Origin of the sequence: Streptomyces sp. G-G2 (genome assembly GCF_030063135.1) — a bacterium.
Taxonomy (GTDB): Bacteria; Actinomycetota; Actinomycetes; order Streptomycetales; family Streptomycetaceae; genus Streptomyces.
In genome coordinates, this window is record NZ_JASISO010000006.1 from 116,165 (window position 1) to 137,695 (window position 21,531).

15 protein-coding genes and 1 tRNA gene are annotated in these 21,531 nt (G+C 73.6%); 7 read left to right on the top strand and 9 right to left on the bottom strand.

The genetic code is table 11. The annotated features are described in order from the left end of the window. Positions 1-19 precede the first annotated feature (19 nt). Positions 20-90: transfer RNA gene (locus QMF80_RS07065), tRNA-Gln, on the bottom strand. An 11-nt stretch (positions 91-101) separates the two neighbouring features. Further along, the gene (locus QMF80_RS07070) at positions 102-962 is read right to left on the bottom strand and encodes a hypothetical protein (protein WP_283450564.1); all 861 of its coding nucleotides are present in this window, start codon (positions 960-962) and stop codon (positions 102-104) included. 131 nt (positions 963-1,093) lie between these two features. Between QMF80_RS07070 and QMF80_RS07075 the strand changes: the two genes are divergently transcribed. Beyond that, complete coding sequence (locus tag QMF80_RS07075) at positions 1,094-2,362, top strand: sensor histidine kinase (RefSeq protein WP_283450566.1); 1,269 nt, start codon at positions 1,094-1,096, stop codon at positions 2,360-2,362. Here QMF80_RS07075 and QMF80_RS07080 read toward each other — a convergent pair. Both QMF80_RS07080 and QMF80_RS07085 read right to left on the bottom strand, forming a co-directional pair. Beyond that, complete coding sequence (locus tag QMF80_RS07080; RefSeq protein WP_283450568.1) at positions 2,359-2,865, bottom strand: SUKH-3 domain-containing protein; 507 nt, start codon at positions 2,863-2,865, stop codon at positions 2,359-2,361. The genes QMF80_RS07075 and QMF80_RS07080 overlap by 4 nt on opposite strands. A gap of 9 nt (positions 2,866-2,874) precedes the next feature. After that, entirely contained in the window at positions 2,875-3,489 is a 615-nt protein-coding gene (locus QMF80_RS07085) for a YwqJ-related putative deaminase (protein WP_283450570.1), read from the bottom strand. A 252-nt stretch (positions 3,490-3,741) separates the two neighbouring features. Between QMF80_RS07085 and QMF80_RS07090 the strand changes: the two genes are divergently transcribed. The 3 genes from QMF80_RS07090 (at position 3,742) to QMF80_RS07100 (ending at position 8,206) form a co-directional block, all read left to right on the top strand. Next, entirely contained in the window at positions 3,742-4,725 is a 984-nt protein-coding gene (locus QMF80_RS07090) for an SMI1/KNR4 family protein (protein ID WP_283450572.1), read from the top strand. A 7-nt stretch (positions 4,726-4,732) separates the two neighbouring features. Then, positions 4,733-7,138 (top strand): SUKH-4 family immunity protein, encoded by a 2,406-nt coding sequence (locus tag QMF80_RS07095; protein WP_283450574.1) that lies wholly within the window; start codon positions 4,733-4,735, stop codon positions 7,136-7,138. A 186-nt stretch (positions 7,139-7,324) separates the two neighbouring features. Further along, positions 7,325-8,206, top strand: coding sequence for a coiled-coil domain-containing protein (locus tag QMF80_RS07100; protein WP_283450576.1), 882 nt, complete (start codon positions 7,325-7,327; stop codon positions 8,204-8,206). 240 nt (positions 8,207-8,446) lie between these two features. Here QMF80_RS07100 and QMF80_RS07105 read toward each other — a convergent pair whose 3' ends face one another. Both QMF80_RS07105 and QMF80_RS07110 read right to left on the bottom strand, forming a co-directional pair. Next, a complete protein-coding gene (locus tag QMF80_RS07105) occupies positions 8,447-9,448 on the bottom strand; it encodes a hypothetical protein (RefSeq protein WP_283450578.1) in 1,002 nt (333 codons plus the stop codon). A 120-nt stretch (positions 9,449-9,568) separates the two neighbouring features. Then, complete coding sequence (locus tag QMF80_RS07110; RefSeq protein WP_502962787.1) at positions 9,569-11,317, bottom strand: MFS transporter; 1,749 nt, start codon at positions 11,315-11,317, stop codon at positions 9,569-9,571. Positions 11,318-11,600: 283 nt separating this feature from the next. Between QMF80_RS07110 and QMF80_RS07115 the strand changes: the two genes are divergently transcribed. Continuing rightward, complete coding sequence (locus QMF80_RS07115; RefSeq protein ID WP_502962794.1) at positions 11,601-12,407, top strand: ABC transporter ATP-binding protein; 807 nt, start codon at positions 11,601-11,603, stop codon at positions 12,405-12,407. Next, positions 12,404-14,977, top strand: coding sequence for an ABC transporter permease (locus QMF80_RS07120; protein WP_283450582.1), 2,574 nt, complete (start codon positions 12,404-12,406; stop codon positions 14,975-14,977). The genes QMF80_RS07115 and QMF80_RS07120 overlap by 4 nt, the downstream gene beginning before the upstream one ends. A gap of 116 nt (positions 14,978-15,093) precedes the next feature. On the opposite strand, the gene QMF80_RS07125 is transcribed toward QMF80_RS07120, so the two are convergent. Genes QMF80_RS07125 through QMF80_RS07135 form a run of 3 tightly spaced genes read right to left on the bottom strand, consistent with a single transcriptional unit; the run spans position 15,094 to position 17,637 of the window. Next, positions 15,094-16,539 carry a DUF2079 domain-containing protein gene (locus QMF80_RS07125; RefSeq protein WP_502962788.1) on the bottom strand — a complete coding sequence of 482 codons (1,446 nt, stop codon included), beginning with the start codon at positions 16,537-16,539 and terminating at the stop codon, positions 15,094-15,096. Next, positions 16,536-17,156 (bottom strand): hypothetical protein, encoded by a 621-nt coding sequence (locus QMF80_RS07130; RefSeq protein ID WP_283450584.1) that lies wholly within the window; start codon positions 17,154-17,156, stop codon positions 16,536-16,538. Before QMF80_RS07130 ends, QMF80_RS07125 begins: the two co-directional genes overlap by 4 nt. After that, entirely contained in the window at positions 17,149-17,637 is a 489-nt protein-coding gene (locus tag QMF80_RS07135) for a SigE family RNA polymerase sigma factor (RefSeq protein ID WP_283450585.1), read from the bottom strand. Before QMF80_RS07135 ends, QMF80_RS07130 begins: the two co-directional genes overlap by 8 nt. Positions 17,638-17,881: 244 nt before the next feature. On the opposite strand from QMF80_RS07135, the gene mfd reads away from it, so the two are divergent. Then, a complete protein-coding gene (gene mfd, locus QMF80_RS07140; protein WP_283450587.1) occupies positions 17,882-21,445 on the top strand; it encodes a transcription-repair coupling factor in 3,564 nt (1,187 codons plus the stop codon). Positions 21,446-21,531: the final 86 nt, after the last annotated feature.

Consider the following 21,531-nt stretch of genomic DNA (forward strand, 5'->3'; position numbering starts at 1 on the left):
AGCAAACGTGTTCTGCGTGCTCCCGGAGAAGGATTCGAACCCTCATTCAATGGACCAAAACCATTTGTCCTGCCCTTAGACGATCCGGGATGGTTCACCGTTTATGCCCGATTTAGGTGATCGGGCTTTGATGCAGCACCCACTATGCCGTACCACCAGCCTTCGATGCGACGGTACAGAGCCGCGCTCTGGAGAACTCGAATGGTGAGGCAGCCGTGGTAATTGTCCCCCGTGTTCTTACGGACCGTCGCCGGGTTGTGCCTCTTGAGGGTGGTCTTGCCGAAGTGCTCAGTGCCGCTGCCGACGCACTCCGCCCAGAACTGTTCCGCGCCGGTGATATCGGCTGATTCGTGGATCGTGATGGAGTAGCGAAGCTGCTCGTCCTGGACGCCCAGTAGGCGGAGCCATGCCAAGTGGAGGCGGATCACGTCGGGGTCGCTGTTGATGAGGACCACGCGTTCGCGGCGGGCGTGCGGCTTGTCCTTGCTGCCCTCGGCCCAGTAGAGGGCGACGCCCGCGAGGAACAGCTCGCGGTCCGAGAGTGTCCCGATTTCGTCGCTCGCTGCTCGTTTGACCTGGAGTCTTTCTTCTTCTCGTATCTGGAGTGTGCGCTCCCAGCCGCGGCGGGCGATCGTGGAGGACTCTTCTGGAGTGCGCCGCCGCGGCGGCTTCGGGAGGTCGCGCACCCAGAGGGAGATCGAGCTCTTCGAGCAGCCCAGTTCCAGCTGTATCTGGTCGTAGGTCAGGCCCTGGAGGCGGAGTTCGCGGGCCTTGTCGCGGAGGTCGTCCTTCGCGTTGGGGCGCTTCGTCCACTCCGGCGGGGGCTCGCCCTGGAGCAGGCGGTTCAGGATGTCGTGGTTGTCGACGTGCAGGCGGTCGCGGATCTGGCGGCGGCTGAGGCCCTCGCGGCGGAGGGTCACGGCCTGTTCGCGCAGGGATTCGAAGTCGGCGTATTTGCTCATAGGGAAAGTCTTGTCCGGAATGTGGGATTCAGGTCTCATCCACCGGATGGTTCAGTCGTACGTGCGATTACCGATGGTTCGGGGGAATTAACCGCGGGTGTGTGCTGACGGGCCCTGCGTAGGCTGGCCGTATGACCATGACGGGGGAAGAGCGGGGCGGCGCCGGGCGGGACGGGCCGCTGTGGTGGGGGCAGCGGCGGGGGGCCGCGCTGGATGTGGGGCTCGGCGTCGTGTCCGCCGCCGAGTGCGGGTTCGAGGGGGTCGCCTTCGCGCACGACGCCGGGCTGCCGACGGCCGTCGGGGTGCTGGTCGGAGTGCTCGTCGGCTCCGCGCTGGTGGCGCGGCGACGCTGGCCCATCGCCGTGGTGCTGCTCGGGATCGCGATCACGCCCGCGGCCATGGGGTTCCTGCTCGGCGTGGTGGGCCTGTACACGCTGGCCGCCTCCGAGGCGCCGAAGCGGATCACCGCGGTCCTGGGCTCGATGTCCCTGGCCGGGACCTTCGTCGTCACCTACTTCCGCACGCGCGGGGACATCGAGGGCGAGCACTTCCTCGTCATCGTCCTGTCGGTGTTCATGGCGGTGGCGCTGACCGTGCCGCCGGTGCTGTTCGGCCTGTACGTCGGGGCCCGGCGCAGGCTGATGGAGAGCCTCCAGGAGCGCGCGGACTCGCTGGAGCGGGAGCTGTCGCTGCTGGCCGACCGGGCCGAGGAACGGGCCGAGTGGGCCCGTACGGAGGAGCGCACCCGGATCGCGCGCGAGATGCACGATGTGGTGGCCCACCGGGTGTCGCTGATGGTGGTGCACGCGGCGGCGCTGGAGGTGGTGGCCGTGAAGGACCCCGCGAAGGCGGTACGGAACGCCGTGCTGGTGGGTGACATGGGCCGTCAGGCGCTGACGGAGCTGCGCGAGATGCTCGGGGTGCTGCGGGCCTCGTCCCAGGCTCCGGCGCCCGCCCCGGCCCTGGTGGCGCTGGTGGGGACGTTGGAGGAGGGGCCCTCGCTCGGTGAGCTGGAGGCGCTGGTCGGGCAGTCCCGCGCGGCCGGGATGGTGGTGGAGTTCGAGGTGCACGGGGACCCGGCGGGGTATCCGGCGGAGGTGGAGCAGACGGCGTACCGGGTGGTGCAGGAGGCGCTGACCAACTGCCACAAGCACGCGCCGGGCGCGCGGGTCGTCGTACGCCTCGCGCACCGGAGCGGTGAGGTGGCGGCGCAGGTGGAGAACGGCCCGTGCGGCGCGGACGGCGTCGAGCCGGGGCTGCCCAGTGGGGGCAACGGGCTCCTGGGGATGCGCGAGCGGGTGCTGGGTCTCGGCGGGGTGTTCGTGTCGGGCCCGACGGACGGGGGCGGCTTCAAGGTGTCGGCGGTACTGCCGGGGGAGCGGGTTCCGGGGCTCGGCTAGCCGGTGGTGAGGCGGGTGGGCTGGAGGCCGGTGAGGAGGGTGGTCAGGGCTTCGTCGATGCTCGCGCCGAGGTACCAGTCGCCCGTGTGGTCGATGGAGTAGACGCGGCCCTCGGCGTCCAGGGCCAGGTGTGCGGAGCCGTCGGTGTCGGTGCCGAGGGGGCAGAGCCGGGTGGAGAGGGCGCGGCCGAGGTCGGCGAAGGTGCGCGCGAGGTGGAGGCCGGTGAGGGGGTCGACGCGGACCGGCGTGGGGGCTATCTGGCGGCCCGGGCCGGGGGCGGTGACGGTGAGGCCGCCGAATTCGGCCCAGGCCTCGACGGCGGCGGGGAAGACGGTGTGCCGGTGTCCGGCGGGGGTGGTGTGGTCGCGCAGGGCGTCGGCCCAGTATTCGGCCTGCTTGATGTCCCAGCGGCCGGGCTGCCACCCGGCGGTGCGCAGCGCAGTGTCGACGGCCTGGGGGAAGCGGGTGGCCGAGGAGCGGTCGTAGGAGGCTGAGGCGGTCATCTGGGTGGGTCAGGCCTTCTCGGTGGCGGGGGTGGTGGCGGGGACCGTGAGGTCGACGGCCCGGACTCCGAAGTGGGCGAGCAGGGCGTCGCAGGAGCGGCAGGGGGGTGCGTAGCTGCCGTGGAGGGGGTCGCCCGCTTCGCGGATGCGGCTGGCGGTGATCTTGGCGTGCTTGAGGGAGCGGCGTGCTTCGTTCGGGGTGAGGGGTTTGCGGGAGGCGCGTCGGCTGCGGCCGTCCTCGACGGTGGTGAGGTGGCGCGAGAGCAGGATGGCCTCGGGGCAGCGGCCGGTGAAGCGTTCGCGCTGGCCGCTGGTGAGGGTGTCGAGGAAGTCCTGGACGAGCGGGTGCAGGACGGGCGGCTGGTCGGCTTTGCCCGCGGTGCCGGTGAGGGTCTCGCCGCGTACGGAGAGGGCGGCGGCGATGGTGGGCAGGATGCCGTCGCGGCGGAAGCGCAGGACGGGGACGGTGGGTCCGCCGGCGCTGCTCCAGCGCAGTCGGGGGTCGCCCGAGGTGCCGCTGGCGTGGGTGGTGGCGCCGTCGGGTGTGTCGTTCGGCGGCGGTTCGGTCCGGGCTTCCGTGCGGGGGTCCGTCTGGGGCTCCGTGCGGGTCGTCGTGTTCTGCATGTGGCGCTTTCCCTCCCGTGGCCGCGGCACTGTCCGTAGTCGGACCGCTGTCGCGCACGCCCCCGTGCTGCGGGGACAGCCTGTCAAATGTCTCCTGTGGTGCGGAAGCGGGGTCGAATATTCGTATCAATTCGGGTGTTCCCGGCCGGGGGGTACGGGCCTGCGCACGGGGGGTGGCCGGGTACGGCTGCCGTCCTTGCCGAACCGCATAGGCTGTGCGGAACCAGCCAGATCCAGCAGGGGGCTACCGCCATGACGACAGGTCGGCTCGGGCAGCAGGCCGCGCCACCCAACGCCGCGTACTCGGGGCAGGTCGTGCATTTCCCGGACCCGGTCCGGGCCGCGCGCCATCCTCATGGGGTGCGGATCGGCGGGGACGGGCATCCCGATTTCTCGCGGTACGCGCGGGCGGCGGTGGAGATCGCCGAACCCCCGGAGGGCTTCGGCGTCGACGAGCTGCGGTTGACGGACTACGTGTCCGCGAACGCCGCCATGCACGCGGCCGGGCACGAGCTGTGGGACACGGTCGGGCCGGTGGCGACCCCGCACGGCTGGACCTGGCACCACGTGGCGGCCTCGCGGCGCCTGGAGCTGGTCCCGGTCGAGGTGAAGGCGCTGCTGCGGCATCACGCGGGGCTGGTGACGGCTCCGGTGGATCACGAGAAGCGCGGGACGCGGGCGTTGCAGGAGGTGCGGCCGGTGCACCTGGGGCTGCCGAAGTCGGTGGTCTCGGTGACGGAGTCGCAGGTCCAGGGGGTCGAGGAGGACCTCGGGTACCGGCTGCCGGAGGCGTACCGCTCCTTCCTGAAGGCGGCGGGCGGCTGCGCGCCGGCCGGGGCGGGGCTGGACGTGGAGCTGGGTGTGCTGGTGGACCAGCCGTTCTTCACGGTGCGTGAGGAGGCGGCGGTCAACGACCTGGTCTACGTGAACAAGTGTCTGCGGGACCACCTGACGAAGGACTACCTGTGTGTGGCCTTCGCGCAGGGCGGCCTGCTCGCGGTGAAGGTCAAGGGTGAGGCGCTCGGTTCGGTGTGGTTCTCTCCGTACGACGACGCGCGCGACCGGGACGGCTGGTCGGTGCAGGAGCGCGTGGAGCGGCTGTTGCTGCCGTGCGGTACCGATTTCGACGCCTTTCTCGAACGGTTGGCGGGTAATCCGCCGGAGCTGGAGACGGTGGCCGGTCTGATGGTGGACGGCGGATTCGCTCGTTCGGTTCCGGTAGCGGTGGAGGGGTGATCGCGCGGTGGTGACGTTTGCGCAGGCGCAGGAGCGCGCCGAGGAATGGATCAACGGGGACGTGCCCGGATATCAGCACCGGGAGGTGCGGGTACGGGAGTTCGGCCTCGGTTTCGTGGTGTGGGCCGAGGACCGGGCGGCCGGTCCGGTGTCGGCCGGTGGCAGGCAGCGGCTGGTGATCGCGCGCGACAGCGGTGAGGCGACCTTGTGGCCGGGGCTGCCGGTGGGTGAGGTGATCCGGCGGTACGAGGAGGAGTACGGGGTGTCGGCGACGGCGCCCGAGGCGTCGGTTCCGCCGCAGCGGATCGACGCGGAGCAGACGTCGTTCATGCTGAGCCCGCCGGAGTGGCTCCAGGAGGCGGCGGACCGGGCGGGGATCCCGCCGGTGGCCCGCGCGGGCGGGGCGGAGCCGGAGTACGAGCCGACCGCGTCGGACGGCGTACCGGCGGAGGTGCGGGCCGCGCCGGTACCGCCCGCGCCGCCGGTGTCGCCCGCGCCGCCGGTGCCCTCCGTACCGGCGGCTCCGGTGCGGCCCGCGCCGCCCGCTCCGGTGGGTGCGACGCCGTGGGCCGGGACCGATGTGAACGCGGGGGCGGACGACGTGTCCGTACCGCTGCCCGCGACGGTGTTCGCGCCGCCGCTGTCCGGGATGGACCTGGAGGACGCGCCGTCGTCCGGGGCGTCGGCGGAGGCCAAGACCACGCTGATGGCCGGGGGTAGCCGGCTGCCCGCGACCGCGATCGCTCCGGCGCTCGGCGCGGGGCCGAGCGCGGGGCCGAGCGCGGGGCCGGCCGCGGGGCCGGCCGCGGGTGCGCCCGCGGCTCCGGTGGCCCGGCCGGTGCCCGGGAGCGACATCGCCGACGCGCCCACCAGCAAGGCCCGGGTGAACCGGCCGTCCTCGCCGTCGGTGCCGCCGGGTCCGCCCGGTGTCCCGGGGGCCGGCCGCGCGCCGGGCGCGGGGCCTGGCGCCCACGCGGGCCGGCCGCCCGCGCCTCCCGCGCCTCCGGGTGCGCCCGGCGGCGGGTCGGCGCAGTACGCCGCGACGATGCTGGCCGGTCCGGCCGTGGGTCAGCCGCCCGCGCCTCCTGGTCCGCCGGGTGCTCCTGGGGCTCCTGGTGCGCCGGGGACTCCCGGTGGCGGGGTGCAGCATGCCGCGACGATGCTCGCGGGCCCGGCCGTGGGTCAGCCGCCCGCGCCTCCCGGTCCGCCGGGTGCTCCTGGTGCGCCGGGGACTCCCGGTGGCGGGGTGCAGCATGCCGCGACGATGCTGGCCGGTCCGGCCGTGGGTCAGCCGCCCGCGCCTCCCGGTCCGCCCGGCGCGCCCGGGGCCGGGGCTCCGCACGCCGCGACGATGCTGGCCGGTCCGGCCATGGGTCAGCCGGCCGCGCCCCCCGGAACCGCACCGCAGGCACCGCGGCAGCCGCAGCAGCCCGGGGTGCCCATGGTCGGCCCGGGCTACCAGGCCGTCCTGCGCTATCGCGGCCAGGACGGTTCCGAGCAGCAGCTCATCCGCCGCTCGGCCCCCGGCACCCCGCACCCGGAGTGGCAGATCCTGCACGAGCTGCGCGCCATGGGCGTGCCCCCGCAGCAGGTCCTCGAACTCCACACCGAGCTGGAGTCCTGTGAGCTGCCCGGGGGTTACTGCGCCCGGATGATCCGGGAGACCTGGCCCCAGGTGCGGATCACCAGCGTGGCGCCGTACGGCAAGGACCACGCGGGCCGTCAGCAGGGCATGCGCCACCTGCTCACCCACCAGGGCGAGCTGCACCAGGTGGCGGACGGACCGGCGCGTCCCGCGCCGGTACGGGCGCCGCTCGCGCAGGTACCGCTGGAGCCCGCGATCCCGCTGGAGGCGATCGCGGCGGAGCTGACGCAGGCCTTCGGTCCGCAGGGCGTGTTCCGGTTCGAGCAGCGCGCGGTGTCCCGGCAGGGCGTGCCGGAGATCGTGGCGCAGACGCTGGTGTGGTCGGGCCTGCCCGTGGACTTCGGGCCGTTCTTCTGGGCGCAGGCGGTGCCGGGTCAGCCGGTGCCGACGCTGGCGGAGATGGCGGCGCAGCGGCAGGTGCAGCCCGCGCCGGACGCGGGTTCGTACCTGGTCGTGGGCAGTGACTTCGGCAAGGCGATCTGTGTCCAGTACGGGACGGCGCACATCGTCGCGGTTCCGGTGGAGGCGGGTCCGGGGGGTGCTCCGGTGCCGCCGCAGTTCGTGAATTCGAGCCTGCCGCAGTTCGCGCGCTGCCTGGCGATGCTGGGGTACATGTGGCGGCTGCGGATGCATCTGACGCCCGAGCAGGCGGGGCGCTGGACGGCCGATTTCCAGGCGAAGCTGGCGGGGCTGGACGGTGCGGCGCTGGCGTCGCCGGAGAACTGGTGGTCGGTGCTGCTGGAGCAGATGTGGGACGGACTCATCTGATCACCGGTTGACCCGCTGATCGGCTGGGCATCTCTTGCTCATGGCCGGGCCGGGACCCCCGAACGGGGTCCTGGCCCGGCCATTGCCGCTTCTGTACGCAAATGACGCATCCTTGACGGGAATCCACGCGCATCGGCCACACGCCGCACGCCACGCGAGAGAGGCGCTTCCAGGATGAGTGCACCCATGTCACCGCGACCTCAGGGTTTCGCGACCGTGCGCGGCCGGGCCTACCGGGCGGACGAGGTGGACCGCTATCTCGACCGGCTCTCCGGGAGCCGTGACGAGGCCTGGGAGCGGGTGGCCCGGCTGACGGCGCTGGAGCGGCGGCTGGAGGAGGAGTCGCGGCGCCTGGGCGAGGTGGTGGGCGCGCTGGCGCCCCAGACGTACGACGAGCTGGGCGAGCGCGCGCGCCGGATCCTCGGGCTGGTGGAGGAGGAGGCGGACAGCGTACGGGCGCAGGCCCGGGCGGAGGCGTCGGACGTCCTGGGCGCGGCCGAGGCCCACGCCGAGCGGGCCGCGGACCTGGCCCGGCAGGACGCGGACGCGGTGCGGGACCAGACGGAGGTCCGGGCCGTGCAGGGGCTGGCCCGGGCCCAGCACGAGGCGGACGAGGCCCGGGCGGAGGCCCGGGACGACGCGGCGGCCTGGCGCGGCGACGCCCAGGCGGCGCTGACGCAGACGCGCCGCCGGGCCGAGGCGCTGCTGGCGGACCGCGACCAGGAGCACGCGGAGCGCCGGGACACGGCGGAGCGGGAGCTGGCGGCCCGCGAGGCCGAGTGGGCGGCCCGGTACGCGGAGCTGGAACGGCACGCGGAGGCGGGGCTGGCGGAGGCCCGCCGGGCGTCCGCGGAGCAGGAGGAGGCGGCCCGGCACGGCCAGGAGGACGCGGAGGCGCGGGCGGCGGAGCTGCTGTCGGAGGCCGGGGTGCGGGAGGAGCGCACGGTGCGCGAGACGGAGCGGATCCTGCGGGAGCACGAGGCGGCGCGGGACGAGATGCGGGCGCACATGAACCACGTCCGCTCCAGCTTGGCGGCGCTCACGGGCCGGGCCCCGGCGGAGGGCTGAGCCCGCCTGGGCCCGGCCGGTGTCAGCCCGGCCGGTGTCAGCCCGGGTGGGGGCCGTCCGGCGGCAGGGTGGTCAGGAACGCGACCGCGCACCGGCGGGCGGCCGACCCGGCCCGGCGGCTCGCGGCGGAGCCGGCCGAGGCGGTGGCGGACCTGCTGTCCGGCCTCCGGGTGACGGACGTGCGCGGGTGCGAGGGTGTGGAGTGCGCCCTGCTCTTCCTGCCGGGTCCGGGCCGGGGCCCTACGGCCGCGCGACCGGCCGGTCGCCGGGCCCGGGGGCGGGCGGGGCAGCGGAATGGGACCCGTCGGCGGGGGCGGGCGCGGGGGCGAGGTCGAGGTCCAAGTCGAGTCGGGGCGCGGGCTCGGGCGCGGGGCGCTGTGCCACGACCGTCGCCGCGGGCCGGTAGACGTACGGATCGCTGCGCAGGCCGCGCGCCGTCACGTGCACGGTGACCGGCGTTCCGGGAGTGGTCACGGGGACCGGGAGGGGCAGGGTCAGCGCCCCGTCGGGGCCGAGTTCGGCGTCCGGCCGGGTTTCGCCGTCGATGCTGACCTGGGCCTTGCCGTGGGTGGCGTCCGGGCCGAAGCCGCCGCCCTCGACGCGCAGCAGGCCGCCCTCGCGGGTGACCCGGGTGATGACGGGGTTGGGGCGGGTCGCCAGTTTGTTGACCAGGTAGACCCCGGCCGGGGCGCCGGTCAGCGCCCAGATCCCGGTGGGCAGCTTCGGCAGGCCCGCGCCGACGTCGGCCACGAAGAAGGCGGCGACGTAGAGCATCGTGACGACGCTGAAGGCGACGTACTGGAGGTCCATCAGGTCGGTCTGGCCGGAGTCGTTGGCGATGAGTTCGTTCATCGGCAGCTTCTGGGGGGCGCCCGCGGGCGGGGCGCCGGGCTCCGGCTTCTTCTCCGGCTTGAACAGGTGGCCGTTCTGCACGCGCACCCCGACCACGCCCTTGGCCCCGATCAGCGCCAGGTACGGGCCGCCGAGCAGCGGCAGGTAGACGCTGGTCAGGGACTGGAAGGGGTCGCGCGGCCCGCGGAACCAGCCGATGCCCTGGGTCAGTCCGTAGACGAGCAGCACCAGCAGCATCCACAGGAGCAGGCCGGTCCAGGCGGTGGCCAGGGTCTTGGACGTGGACAGCCGGCCGTCGCGGCCGGTCACCAGTCCGGGACGGGCGCGCAGCGCCCAGTACCCCACGGCCAGCGCGGCCACGAGCGTCAGCACAGCGGGCAGCCAGGCCATGATCGTTCCCCCCGTTCCGGTCCCCCTACCGTGGTGTACCGCGCGGCCGGGTTCATGACAAGTGTGACGCGCCGGGGCGGCCGGAGCCATCGATCCGCCGACGAAAGACCGCGCGGGCGCCTACGAAGCCCGCCGGCCCTCCCGCTCCTCCCGGCCCGCCCGCTCCTCCCGCTCCCGCGGTTCCGCCCGGTCCGCCCGGTCCTGGGCCTCCGTCAGCACCGGGAACCGGCGCGGCGCGAGGAGCAGCAGCACCAGCACCGCCGCCACCGCCGCCGCGCTCGCCCCCAGGTAGATGTGGTCCACGGCCGCCGCCACCGCGCCCCGCAGGTAGTCGACGGCCGCAGCCGGCAGCGACCCCGGATCCCGCAGGGCCCGGGATACGTCGTCCAGGTGGCCCGGCAGCCCGTCCATCGGCGCGTCGGCCAGCCGGGCCGCGATGGTGGCGTTGGCGACGGCCCCCAGCAGGGCGGCGCCGACGCTCTGCCCGACCTGCCGGGAGAAGAGCACCGAGGCGGTGGTGGTGCCGCGCTCGGCCCAGCCCACGGTGGCCTGGACGCCGATCATCAGCGGCAGCTGGAACAGCCCGAGCGCGCAGCCGAGCAGCAGCATGACCAGTGCGGGCTGCCAGGGCTCGGCGTGCCGGGGGAGCAGGGTGAAGGAGAAGAGGATCGCGGCGGCGAGGGACATGCCGATGACGGCGCTGTCGCGGAAGCCGATGCGGCGGTAGACGTGCTGGCTGAACGCGGCGGATATGGGCCAGCTCAGGGTCATGGCGGACATGACGAACCCGGCGCCGACCGGGCCGAGCCCGAGGACGGCCTGGGCGTAGGTCGGCATGAACACCATCGGGGCCACCATCAGCAGGCCCAGCGCGGCCATCGCGAGGTTGACGGCGGCGATGGTGCGCCTGCGCCAGACCCAGCCCGGCAGGATCGGTTCCTCGGCCCGGCGTTCGACCCGGACCACCACCGCGGCCAGGGCGGCGCTCCCGGCGAACAGCCCCAGCGAGGGCGCGGACAGCCAGGGCCAGGCGACCCCGCCCTGCACCAGGGCGAACAGCAGCAGCCCACCGCAGGCGAACACGGCGAGGGCGCCCGCCCAGTCGGTCCGGCCCCGGGCGGCGGGGGCCCGTACCGGCTCGGTCAGGTGCCGGACGATCAGCAGCAGCGCGAGCCCGCCCAGCGGCAGGTTGATCAGGAAGATCCAGCGCCAGTCGGCGTAGGCGGCGAGCAGCCCGCCGATCGCGGGCCCCGCGACGGAGGAGGTGGCCCACACCGTGGACATCCGGGCCTGGATCCTCGGCCGTTCCTTCAGCGGGTACAGATCGGCGGCCAGGGTCTGCACCGTGCCCTGGAGGGCGCCGCCGCCGAGGCCCTGCACGATGCGGAAGGCGATCAGGGCGGCCATGTTCCAGGCGGCCGCGCACAGCAGCGAGCCGACCAGGAAGAGGGCGACGCCGAAGAGGAGTACGGGCTTGCGGCCGAAGGTGTCGGAGAGCTTCCCGTACACGGGGAGGGAGACGGTGACGGCGAGCAGGTAGCCGGAGAAGAGCCAGGAGAAGACGGAGAAGCCGCCGAGGTCACCGACGATCTGCGGGACGGCGGTGGCGACGATGGTGCTGTCGAGGGCGACCAGGCCCATGGTGAGCATCAGCGCGGCGACCACGGCGGTACGCGGCCGGGCACGCGCCGCTCCGGCCGCCGCGGCCCCGCCGCCGCCCGCGGCCCCGCCGCCGTCGGCCGCCCCGGCGCCGTCCGCCGCCGCGCCTCCGTCGTCCCGCTCGGGGCCGCCGGCCCCCGCCGCGTCGGGGGCCGTACCGGCGCCCGTTCCCACGTCCCCCGTACCCACGAAGACCCTTTCACTGTGCATCGATCGGCGGGAAACACCATCTCACCGCGGCCCTGCCGGCGGTATCCCCCAGAGCGTCTCGCCCAAAGGGCGGACATCCCCTAGGGGTCGCTCCTCAGGAAGGCGCAGGGGCCTTTCGTCCCGACGGAGGAGGCCGGGGCCCTCCCCGGCTTCTTAACTGATTCTTACGGGCCGCGGGGGGCGGCTCCCACGGGGGTGGGGCAGCCCCTCCCCGTGGACACGTCGCGCGCCGCGGCGACACGCGGTGCGCACACCAACCGAGGAGAACGCCGTGACAACCGCAATGACCGATACCCGGCACGGGGGCGCTGGAGGGCATGTGGCCGTCGCGGCGCGAGCTCGGCAGGTCGTGAAGGCCTACGGCACGGGCGAGACCCGCGTGGTCGCCCTCGACGGGGTCGACGTGGACATCCACCGGGGCCGGTTCACCGCGATCATGGGCCCCTCGGGGTCCGGCAAGTCCACGCTCATGCACTGCCTCGCGGGCCTCGACACGGTCAGCAGCGGCCGGATCTTCCTGGACGAGACCGAGATCACCGGCCTCAAGGACAAGAAGCTCACCCAGCTGCGCCGCGACCGGATCGGCTTCATCTTCCAGGCGTTCAACCTGCTGCCCACCCTGAACGCGCTGGAGAACATCACGCTCCCCATGGACATCGCGGGCCGCAGGCCCGACGCGCAGTGGCTGGACCAGGTCGTGGAGACGGTCGGCCTCTCGGACCGCCTCGGCCACCGTCCGACCCAGCTCTCCGGCGGCCAGCAGCAGCGCGTGGCGGTCGCCCGCGCCCTGGCCGCGCGCCCCGAGATCATCTTCGGCGACGAGCCGACCGGGAACCTGGACTCGCGGGCCGGCGCCGAGGTGCTCGGCTTCCTGCGCCGCTCGGTCGACGAGCTGGGCCAGACCATCGTGATGGTCACCCACGACCCGGTCGCCGCCTCCTACGCGGACCGGGTGCTCTACCTCGCCGACGGCCGGATCGTGGACGAGATGTTCGACCCGACCGCCGAGCGGGTCCTCGACCGGATGCTGGGCTTCGCCGGGGGACACCCCCAGAGTCCCGACTTCGACGCGCGCGGGCGGACGTCATGACCGTCCTCAAGACCTCGCTGCGCAACTTCGCCGCGCACAAGGGGCGGATGGCGCTCTCCGCGATCGCCGTCCTGCTCTCCGTCGCCTTCGTCTGCGGCACCCTCGTGTTCACCGACACCATGAACACCACCTTCGACAAGCTCTTCGCGGTCACCAGCGCGGACGTCACCGTCAGCCCCAAGGAGGCCGACGACGGCGGCAGCCGGCAGAGCGGCCGCCCCGACGCGCTGCCCGGCTCCGCCGTCGAGCAGGTCAAGAAGGTCGAGGGCGTCCGGTCCGCCGAGGGCGGCGTCCTATCGACGGCCGTCACGGTGGTCGACGCCAAGAACGAGAACATGGGCTCGACGACCGGCGCCCCGACCATCGCGGGCAGCTGGAACGACAGCGAACTCACGTCCATGAAGATCACCTCGGGCCACGCGCCGCGCGGACCCGCCGAGGTGATGGTCGACGCCGACACGGCGAAGAAGCACCACTTGGCCCTCGGTGACGAGCTGCGCACCATCGCCATCACCGGCGACATCCGCGCGAAGATCACCGGCATCGCCTCCTTCACGGTCACCAACCCGGGCGCGGCGATCGTCTACTTCGACACCGCCACCGCCCAGCAGGGCCTGATCGGCACCCCCGGTGCCTTCACCCACATCAACGTGGCCGCCGAGGAGGGGGTCAGCGACGAGCAGCTCAAGGCGAACATCGCCACCGCGGTCGGCGCGGGCACGTACACGCTGCGGACCGCCAAGGAGGCCGCGGACTCCGGCCGCAAGGACGTCGGTTCCTTCCTCGACGTCATGAAGTACGTGATGCTCGGCTTCGCCGGGATCGCGTTCCTCGTCGGCATCTTCCTGATCTTCAACACCTTCTCGATGCTGGTCGCCCAGCGCACCCGCGAGATCGGCCTGATGCGCGCCATCGGGGCCGACCGCAAGCAGCTCAACCGGTCCGTGCTCATCGAGGCCTTCCTGCTGGGTGTCGTCGGCTCGGTCCTCGGGGTCGGCGCGGGCGTGGGCCTGGCCGTCGGCCTGATGAAGCTCATGGGCCAGATGGGCATGCACCTGTCCACCGACGACCTGACGGTGCTGTGGACCACCCCGGTCCTCGGTGTCGCCCTCGGTGTCCTCGTCACCGTCGTCGCCGCCTACCTCCCGGCCCGCCGGGCGGGCAGGGTCTCCCCGATGGCCGCCCTGCGCGACGCCGGTACCCCCGGCGACCGCAAGGCGGGCCGGGTCCGCGCCGTACTGGGCCTGGTCCTGACCGGTGTCGGCGCCGCCGCCCTGTTCGCCGCCGCGGCCGCCGACAAGGCGGCCACCGGCTCGCTGTGGCTCGGGCTCGGCGTGGTCCTCTCCCTGATCGGGTTCATCGTGATCGGCCCGCTGCTGGCGGGCGCCGTGGTCAAGGTGCTCTCCGGCGCGGTCCTGCGGCCCTTCGGTTCCGTCGGCCGCCTCGCCGAGCGCAACGCGCTGCGCAATCCGCGGCGTACGGGCGCCACCGCCGCCGCGCTGATGATCGGACTGGCCCTGGTCGCCTGCCTGTCGGTGGTCGGCTCCTCGATGGTGGCCTCCGCCACCGGCGAACTCGACCGCTCGGTCGGCGCCGACTTCATCATCCAGTCGGAGACCGGCCAGCCGGTGCTGCCCCAGGCCGAGAAGGCGCTGCGATCGGTCCCCGACATCGACCACGTCACCTCGTACAAGATCCTCGGCGCCAGGCTGACCACCCCCGACGGCAGGACCGGGGACGGGGAACTGGCCGCCGCCGACCCGACGTACGCGCAGGACCTGCGCAAGAAGACCGTCGCCGGTGAACTGTCGGCCGCGTACGGGAAGAACGCCATGTCGGTCGGCCGGGCCTTCGCGACCGAGCACGGCCTGAAGACCGGCGACGAGCTGACGGTGGCCTTCACCCTGGGCGGCAGCGCCAAGCTGAGGATCGCGGCCATCACCTCGGACGAGGGCAGCATCGACACGGGCGTGATGTACACGAACGTCGCGACGGCCGCCCAGTACGTCCCGGCGGACAGGATGCCGCAGAACGCGATCATGTTCGCCAAGGCCAAGGACGGCAAGCAGCAAGCCGCCTACAGCGCCATGAAGGACGCGATGGCCGCGTACCCGCAGTACCAGGTGCGCAACCAGAGCGACTTCAAGAAGAACCTCAAGGACCAGGTCGGCCAACTGCTCAACATGGTCTACGGCCTGCTCGCCCTCGCGATCGTCGTCGCGGTCCTGGGCGTCGTGAACACCCTCGCCCTCTCGGTGGTCGAGCGGACCCGCGAGATCGGCCTGATGCGCGCCATCGGCCTCTCCCGCCGCCAGCTGCGCCGCATGATCCGCCTGGAGTCGGTGGTCATCGCCCTCTTCGGCGCGCTGCTCGGCCTCGGCCTGGGCATGGGCTGGGGCGTCGCCGGACAGCAACTGCTGGCCCTCCAGGGGCTGAAGGTGCTGGAGATCCCGTGGCCGACGATCCTGGGCGTCTTCGCCGGATCGGCGTTCGTGGGCCTGTTCGCCGCCCTGGTCCCGGCCTTCCGGGCGGGCCGGATGAACATCCTGAACGCGATCGGCAGCGAGTGAGGTGAGGCCGGGGCGGGGCCCCCGTCCCGGGGGCCCCCGTCCCGGGGGCCGCCGTCCCTGGGGGCCGCGGCACGCCAGTGGGGCCGCGGAACGCCCGCCACCCGCCACCCGCCGCGTTACGGCACGCGGCGCATCAGCACGAACCCGGCGGCCTCGTCCGCCCGCACGAACTCCGCGCCCGGGTGCAGCTGCCGGGCGTAGTCGCGCGGGTCGCCCACCCAGCCGGAGGAGTTGTCGAAGACGATCCAGTCGGGCACCAGCCCCCGGGTGCCGCCGATCCACAAGACCCGGCAGCGCGAGGTCAGCCGGGCGATCGGCGCCATGTCCGCCTCCACGCTCGCCCCGTCAGGGACACGGGCGAAGAGCCGCTCGGCGAGGACGGCCCGCTCGGGGATCCGGTAGGTGTCCGGCTCGGCCAGCCGGGCCGACGGCAGCGTGGTCGCGCCCAGCGTGAGCGCGCTCGCCAGGGTGGCGGCGGGCAGTTGGAGGGCGTACGCGCGCAGCCACGGACGCCGGTCGCGGCGGCTGCGGTCCACCGCGTCCACGAGCGCCAGCGCGAGGACCGGCATCAGAACCGCGCTGTAGTGCCAGTCGGCGGACCAGTAGTGCGGGTCCCCGGACAGGAACCGCCAGCCGAGGGTGGGCACGGCCACCAGCAGCAGCGGTGAGCGCAGGGCCAGCAGGCCGGTGGTGGGGATCAGCAGCCAGCCGAGGGTGGCGAGCTTGACGTCGAGGCCGCCGGTCAGGGCCGCCGCCGGGCTCTCGCCCGTCACCTTGTCCCAGTAGTCGTAACCGCCGCCCGTGTTGAAGGAGGGGATGACGACGCTGAAGACCAGGGCGGTCACGGCGGCCCCGAGGACGGCGGCCCCGACGGCGAGCCGGGCCGTGCGCCGATCGCCGTCACGCCCGGCCCGCCAGGCGCTCAGGCAGGCCAGCGCGGCCAGGGTGAGCCCGAGGTCCTCCTTGACCAGGACCAGCGGCAGCGCCCACAGCAGCGCGGCCCGCCCGCGCCCCCGCAGCAGCGCCTCCAGGGCGAAGGCGATCAGCGGGACCGCGAAGCAGATCTCGTGGAAGTCGAACTCGACGGCCCGCTGGACCCCCCACGACAGGCCGTACCCCGCCCCGACCGCGAACCCGCGCGCCCGCCCCAGCAGCCGGATCCCGGCCCGGGTGACCGGGACGGCGGAGAGCGCGAACAGCGCGGCCTGGGCGACGAGCAGGGTGACCGGGGTCGGGAAGAGCCGGTAGAAGGGCGCGAGGAGTGCGGTGACCGGGCTGAAGTGGTCGCCCAGGACGTTGGCGCCGGGGCCCTTGAGGTCGACCACGGGCGCCCGCAGGTGCGCGTAGGCCCGGACCGCCTGCTCGAATATGCCCAGGTCCCAGGACATGGTTTCCAGGCGGCGGTAGCGCAGGACCGAGATCAGGGCGTAGCCGGTGAAGAGGACCCCGGCCAGCAGGTACGGAGCCCAGCGCTCCACCCGCCGCGCCCCGCCCCCGGGACCGGGCGGGGCGGGCGCCCGTACGGCGGTGCGCGGCCGGGGCGGCGCCTGGAGGGCGGTCACCGCAGCGGGCTCTCGGAGACCGGGCCGCCGGATCCCGCGGGGGACCCCGAGCGCCGAGGGGCGGAGGCCCCGGAGAAGGAGCCGTCCGGGGACCCGTCCACGCCCCAGGACCCGCTCACCCCCGGACGGGGCGGCGACGGGGTCGGGGTGACGCCCGCTCCGCCGTCGCTCGGGAAGACCGACCCGGACGAGACGCCGGAGCCCGGCGCCGGGACCGTGGACGGGCTCACCGGCGGTCCCGTCCGAGCCCCCGAGGACCCGGAACCGCGGGAGGGGGTCACGTCGCCCCGGGGCGCGGAGGGCGCGGCGGGGGGCGTGTCGCGCCGGCCCGGGCCGGAGCCGAGGTCGACGGCCGCGAGGGCGCCGCCCGCGCCCAGCACGCACACCGCGCAGGCGGCCGCGGCGGCCAGCCGGCGGCGGTGGCGCCGGGCGCCGCGCTCGGCGACGACCGCCACCGGCGCGGCCGCCGCCCGCCGCCCGCCGTCACCCGCGGCGCGCTTGAGGGCGGCGCCGAGCAGCTCGTCGTACGCGGGGGAGCCGGGAGAACCGGGAGAACCGGGAGAACCGGGGGAGCCGGCGGAACCGGCGGAACCGGGGAAGTCGGGCGAGTCACTCACCGTGCGCCTCCTCGAAGTACGGCCGGAGCGCGGCCCGCGCCCGGGACAGGTGGGTCTTGACGGTGCCCGCCGATATACCGGTCTCCGCGGCCACCTGCTCCACGGACAGGTCGCAGACGTAGAAGAGGACGGCCACCCGGCGCTGCCGCTCGGGCAGCGTGCGCAGGACGCCGACCAGGGCCGCGGTGTCCGGGCCGGGATCCCCGGCGGAGGAGGCCTCCGGCGCGCCGTGGCGCCGCCAGGCCTCGGCGGCCCGCCCGCGCCGCCGCCACCGGCTGACGGCGAGCCGCCAGGCCACCGTGCGGATCCATGCCTCGGGCCCGGCGTCCGCCGAGAGCCGCGCCCGGCGGGTCCAGGCCCGTACGAAGGCCTCCTGCACCACGTCCTGCGCCTCGTGCAGGTCGCCGGTCATCAGATAGACCTGTCCCACCAGGTGTTTCACGGAGTGCGCGTAGAACTCCTCGAACTCCTCGACGGTCATGCGGCTCCCGGTGCTGGACAGATTTCGACGTGTATACGCCTGCGGCGCCGCCCCAGGTTGACATCCCGCCCCAAGAACTTTTTCCGCCCTTCCGGGAGGCGGGAAGGGTGGAAGCCTGTTCGCCCCCCTGGGCGACAGCAATCCCACGCGCGGGTGTCGGACCCGCGCCGTAAGGTGGAAACCCCGGCCCGTACGACGTGTCGGGTCCTTCGCGTTGCCCCCTCACCGGACGGAAAGCCGCTTCATGAGCCTGTACGGACTGCTCGACGCCGTCACCCGGGATCCCGCGCTGACCGAGGCGGTCGAGGCGGCCGGCGACGGGAACCGGATGCACGTGGACCTCGTCGGTCCGGCCGCCGCGCGGCCCTTCGTGATCGCCGCGCTGGCCCGGCGGACCGGGCGGACCGTGCTCGCGGTCACCGCGACCGGGCGGGAGGCCGAGGACCTGGCCGCCGCGCTGCGCTCGCTGATGCCGCCGGAGCAGGCGAGCACCGTCGTGGACTACCCGTCCTGGGAGACCCTGCCGCACGAGCGGCTCTCGCCCCGCAGCGACACCGTCGGCCGCCGCCTCGCCGTCCTGCGCAGGCTCACCCACCCGAGCAAGGACGACCCGGCCGCCGGGCCCGTCTCGATCGTCGTCGCGCCCATCCGGTCCGTGCTCCAGCCCCAGGTCAAGGGGCTCGGGGAGCTGGTTCCGGTGGCCCTGCGCGGCGGCCAGAGCGCCGACCTCGGCGAGGTGACGGCGGCGCTCGCGGCGGCCGCGTACGCCCGGGTGGAGCTGGTGGAGAAGCGCGGCGAGTTCGCGGTGCGCGGCGGCATCCTCGACGTGTTCCCGCCCACCGAGGAGCACCCGCTGCGTGTGGAGTTCTGGGGCGACGACGTCGAGGAGATCCGTTACTTCAAGGTCGCCGACCAGCGGTCCCTGGAGATCGCCGAACACGGTCTGTGGGCACCGCCCTGCCGGGAGCTGCTGCTCACCGACGAGGTGCGCGAGCGCGCCGCGGCGCTGGCGGTCGAGCACCCCGAGCTGGCCGAACTGCTGGACAAGATCGCCGAGGGGATCGCCGTCGAGGGCATGGAATCCCTCGCCCCGGTCCTGGTCGACGACATGGAACTGCTGCTCGACGTGCTGCCCGAGGGCTCGATGGCCGTCGTGTGCGACCCGGAGCGGGTCCGCACCCGGGCCGCCGACCTGGTCGCGACCTCGCAGGAGTTCCTCCAGGCCTCCTGGGCGGCCACCGCGGGCGGCGGCGAGGCGCCGATCGACCTCGGCGCGGCCTCCCTGTGGGGGATCGCGGACGTCCGCGACCGGGCCCGCGAGCTGGGCACCATGTGGTGGTCCGTGTCCCCCTTCGCGGCCGACGCCGAGCTGACCGACGCCGCTGACGCGGCGGGCGGCGAGGACACCCTCACGCTCGGCATGCACGCCCCCGAGGCCTACCGCGGCGACACCGCCCGCGCGCTCGCCGACACCAAGGGCTGGATCGCCGACGGCTGGCACACCGTCTACGTCACCGAGGGCCACGGCCCGGCCGCCCGTACCGTCGAGGTGCTCGGCGGCGAGGGCATCGCGGCCCGGCTGGAGGCCGACCTCGCGTCCCTGCAGCCCTCCCTGGTGCACGTGGCCTGCGGCTCCCTCGACAACGGGTTCATCGACGCCGGGCTCAAGATCGCGGTCCTCACCGAGACCGACCTGACCGGCCAGCGCACCGCCACCAAGGACCTCGGCCGGATGCCGACCCGGCGCCGCAAGACCATCGACCCGCTGACCCTGCGGGCCGGGGACTACATCGTCCACGAGCAGCACGGCGTCGGCCGTTACGTCGAGATGGTCCAGCGCACCGTGCAGGGCGCCACCCGCGAGTACCTGCTCGTCGAGTACGCCCCCGCCAAGCGCGGCCAGCCCGGCGACCGGCTCTACATCCCGACCGACCAGTTGGAGCAGGTCACCAAGTACGTCGGCGGCGAGGCCCCGACCCTGCACCGGCTCGGCGGCGCCGACTGGACCAAGACCAAGGCGAAGGCGAAGAAGGCGGTCAAGGAGATCGCCGCCGACCTGATCAAGCTGTACAGCGCGCGGATGGCGGCCCCCGGCCACACCTTCGGCCCCGACACCCCCTGGCAGCGGGAGCTGGAGGACGCCTTCCCGTACGTCGAGACCCCCGACCAGCTGACCACGATCGCCGAGGTCAAGGAGGACATGGAGAAGTCGGTCCCGATGGACCGGCTCATCTGCGGCGACGTCGGGTACGGCAAGACGGAGATCGCGGTGCGCGCCGCCTTCAAGGCGGTGCAGGACGGCAAGCAGGTCGCGGTCCTGGTCCCGACCACGCTGCTGGTGCAGCAGCACTTCGGCACCTTCTCCGAGCGCTACTCGCAGTTCCCGGTCAAGGTGCGGGCGCTGTCCCGGTTCCAGTCGGACACCGAGGCGAAGGCCACCCTGGAGGGCCTGAAGGAGGGCTCGGTGGACATCGTCATCGGTACCCACCGGCTGTTCTCGCAGGAGACCAAGTTCAAGGACCTGGGCCTGGTCATCGTCGACGAGGAGCAGCGCTTCGGCGTCGAGCACAAGGAGCAGCTGAAGAAGCTGCGCGCGAACGTCGACGTGCTGACGATGTCCGCCACCCCGATCCCGCGCACCCTGGAGATGGCGGTCACCGGCATCCGCGAGATGTCGACGATCACCACCCCGCCCGAGGAGCGGCACCCGGTGCTGACCTTCGTCGGACCGTACGAGCAGAAGCAGATCGGGGCCGCGATCCGCCGCGAACTGCTGCGCGAGGGCCAGGTCTTCTACATCCACAACCGGGTCGAGTCCATCGACCGGGCCACCGCCAAGCTGCGCGAGATCGTGCCCGAGGCGCGGATCGCGACGGCGCACGGGCAGATGGGCGAGAGCCAGCTGGAGCAGGTCGTCGTCGACTTCTGGGAGAAGAAGTTCGACGTGCTCGTCTCGACGACGATCGTCGAGTCCGGCATCGACATTTCCAACGCCAACACCCTGATCGTGGAGCGCGGCGACAACTTCGGCCTCTCGCAGCTCCACCAGCTGCGCGGCCGGGTCGGGCGCGGGCGCGAGCGCGGTTACGCCTACTTCCTGTACCCGCCGGAGAAGCCGCTGACCGAGACCGCGCACGAGCGGCTCGCGACGATCGCCCAGCACACCGAGATGGGCGCGGGCATGTACGTCGCCATGAAGGACCTGGAGATCCGCGGCGCGGGCAACCTGCTCGGCGGCGAGCAGTCCGGTCACATCGCGGGCGTCGGCTTCGACCTGTACATCCGGATGGTCGGCGAGGCGGTGGCCGACTTCCGGTCCGCGGTCGACGGCGGCGAGCAGGAAGAGGCCCCGCTGGACGTCAAGATCGAGCTGCCGGTGGACGCGCACGTCCCGCACGACTACGCGCCGGGCGAGGGGCTGCGCCTGCAGGCCTACCGGTCGATCGCCGCGGCCAGCTCCGAGGCGGACATCAAGGCGGTGCGGGAGGAACTGACCGACCGCTACGGCAAGTTGCCCGAGCCGGTGGAGAACCTGCTGCTGGTGGCGGGGCTGCGGATGCTGGCGCGGTCCTGTGGGGTCGGCGACGTCACCCTCGCGGGCGTCAACATTCGTTTCGGACCGGTGGAGTTGCGCGAATCGCAGGAGCTGCGCCTCAAGCGGCTCTACCCGGGGACGGTGCTCAAGCCGGCCACCTCGCAGGTGCTGGTACCGCGCCCGAAGACGGCCCGGGTCGGCGGCAAGCCGCTGATCGGGCGGGAACTGCTGGCCTGGACCGGGGAGTTCCTCACCACGATCCTGGGCTCCTGACGGCCCGAGGCCGCTTGGCCTCGCGCTTTCACGAGCGGGGCCGTCCATGGTGTGATCAAAAAGAAGAGGAGTGCCGTCCAGCGTTC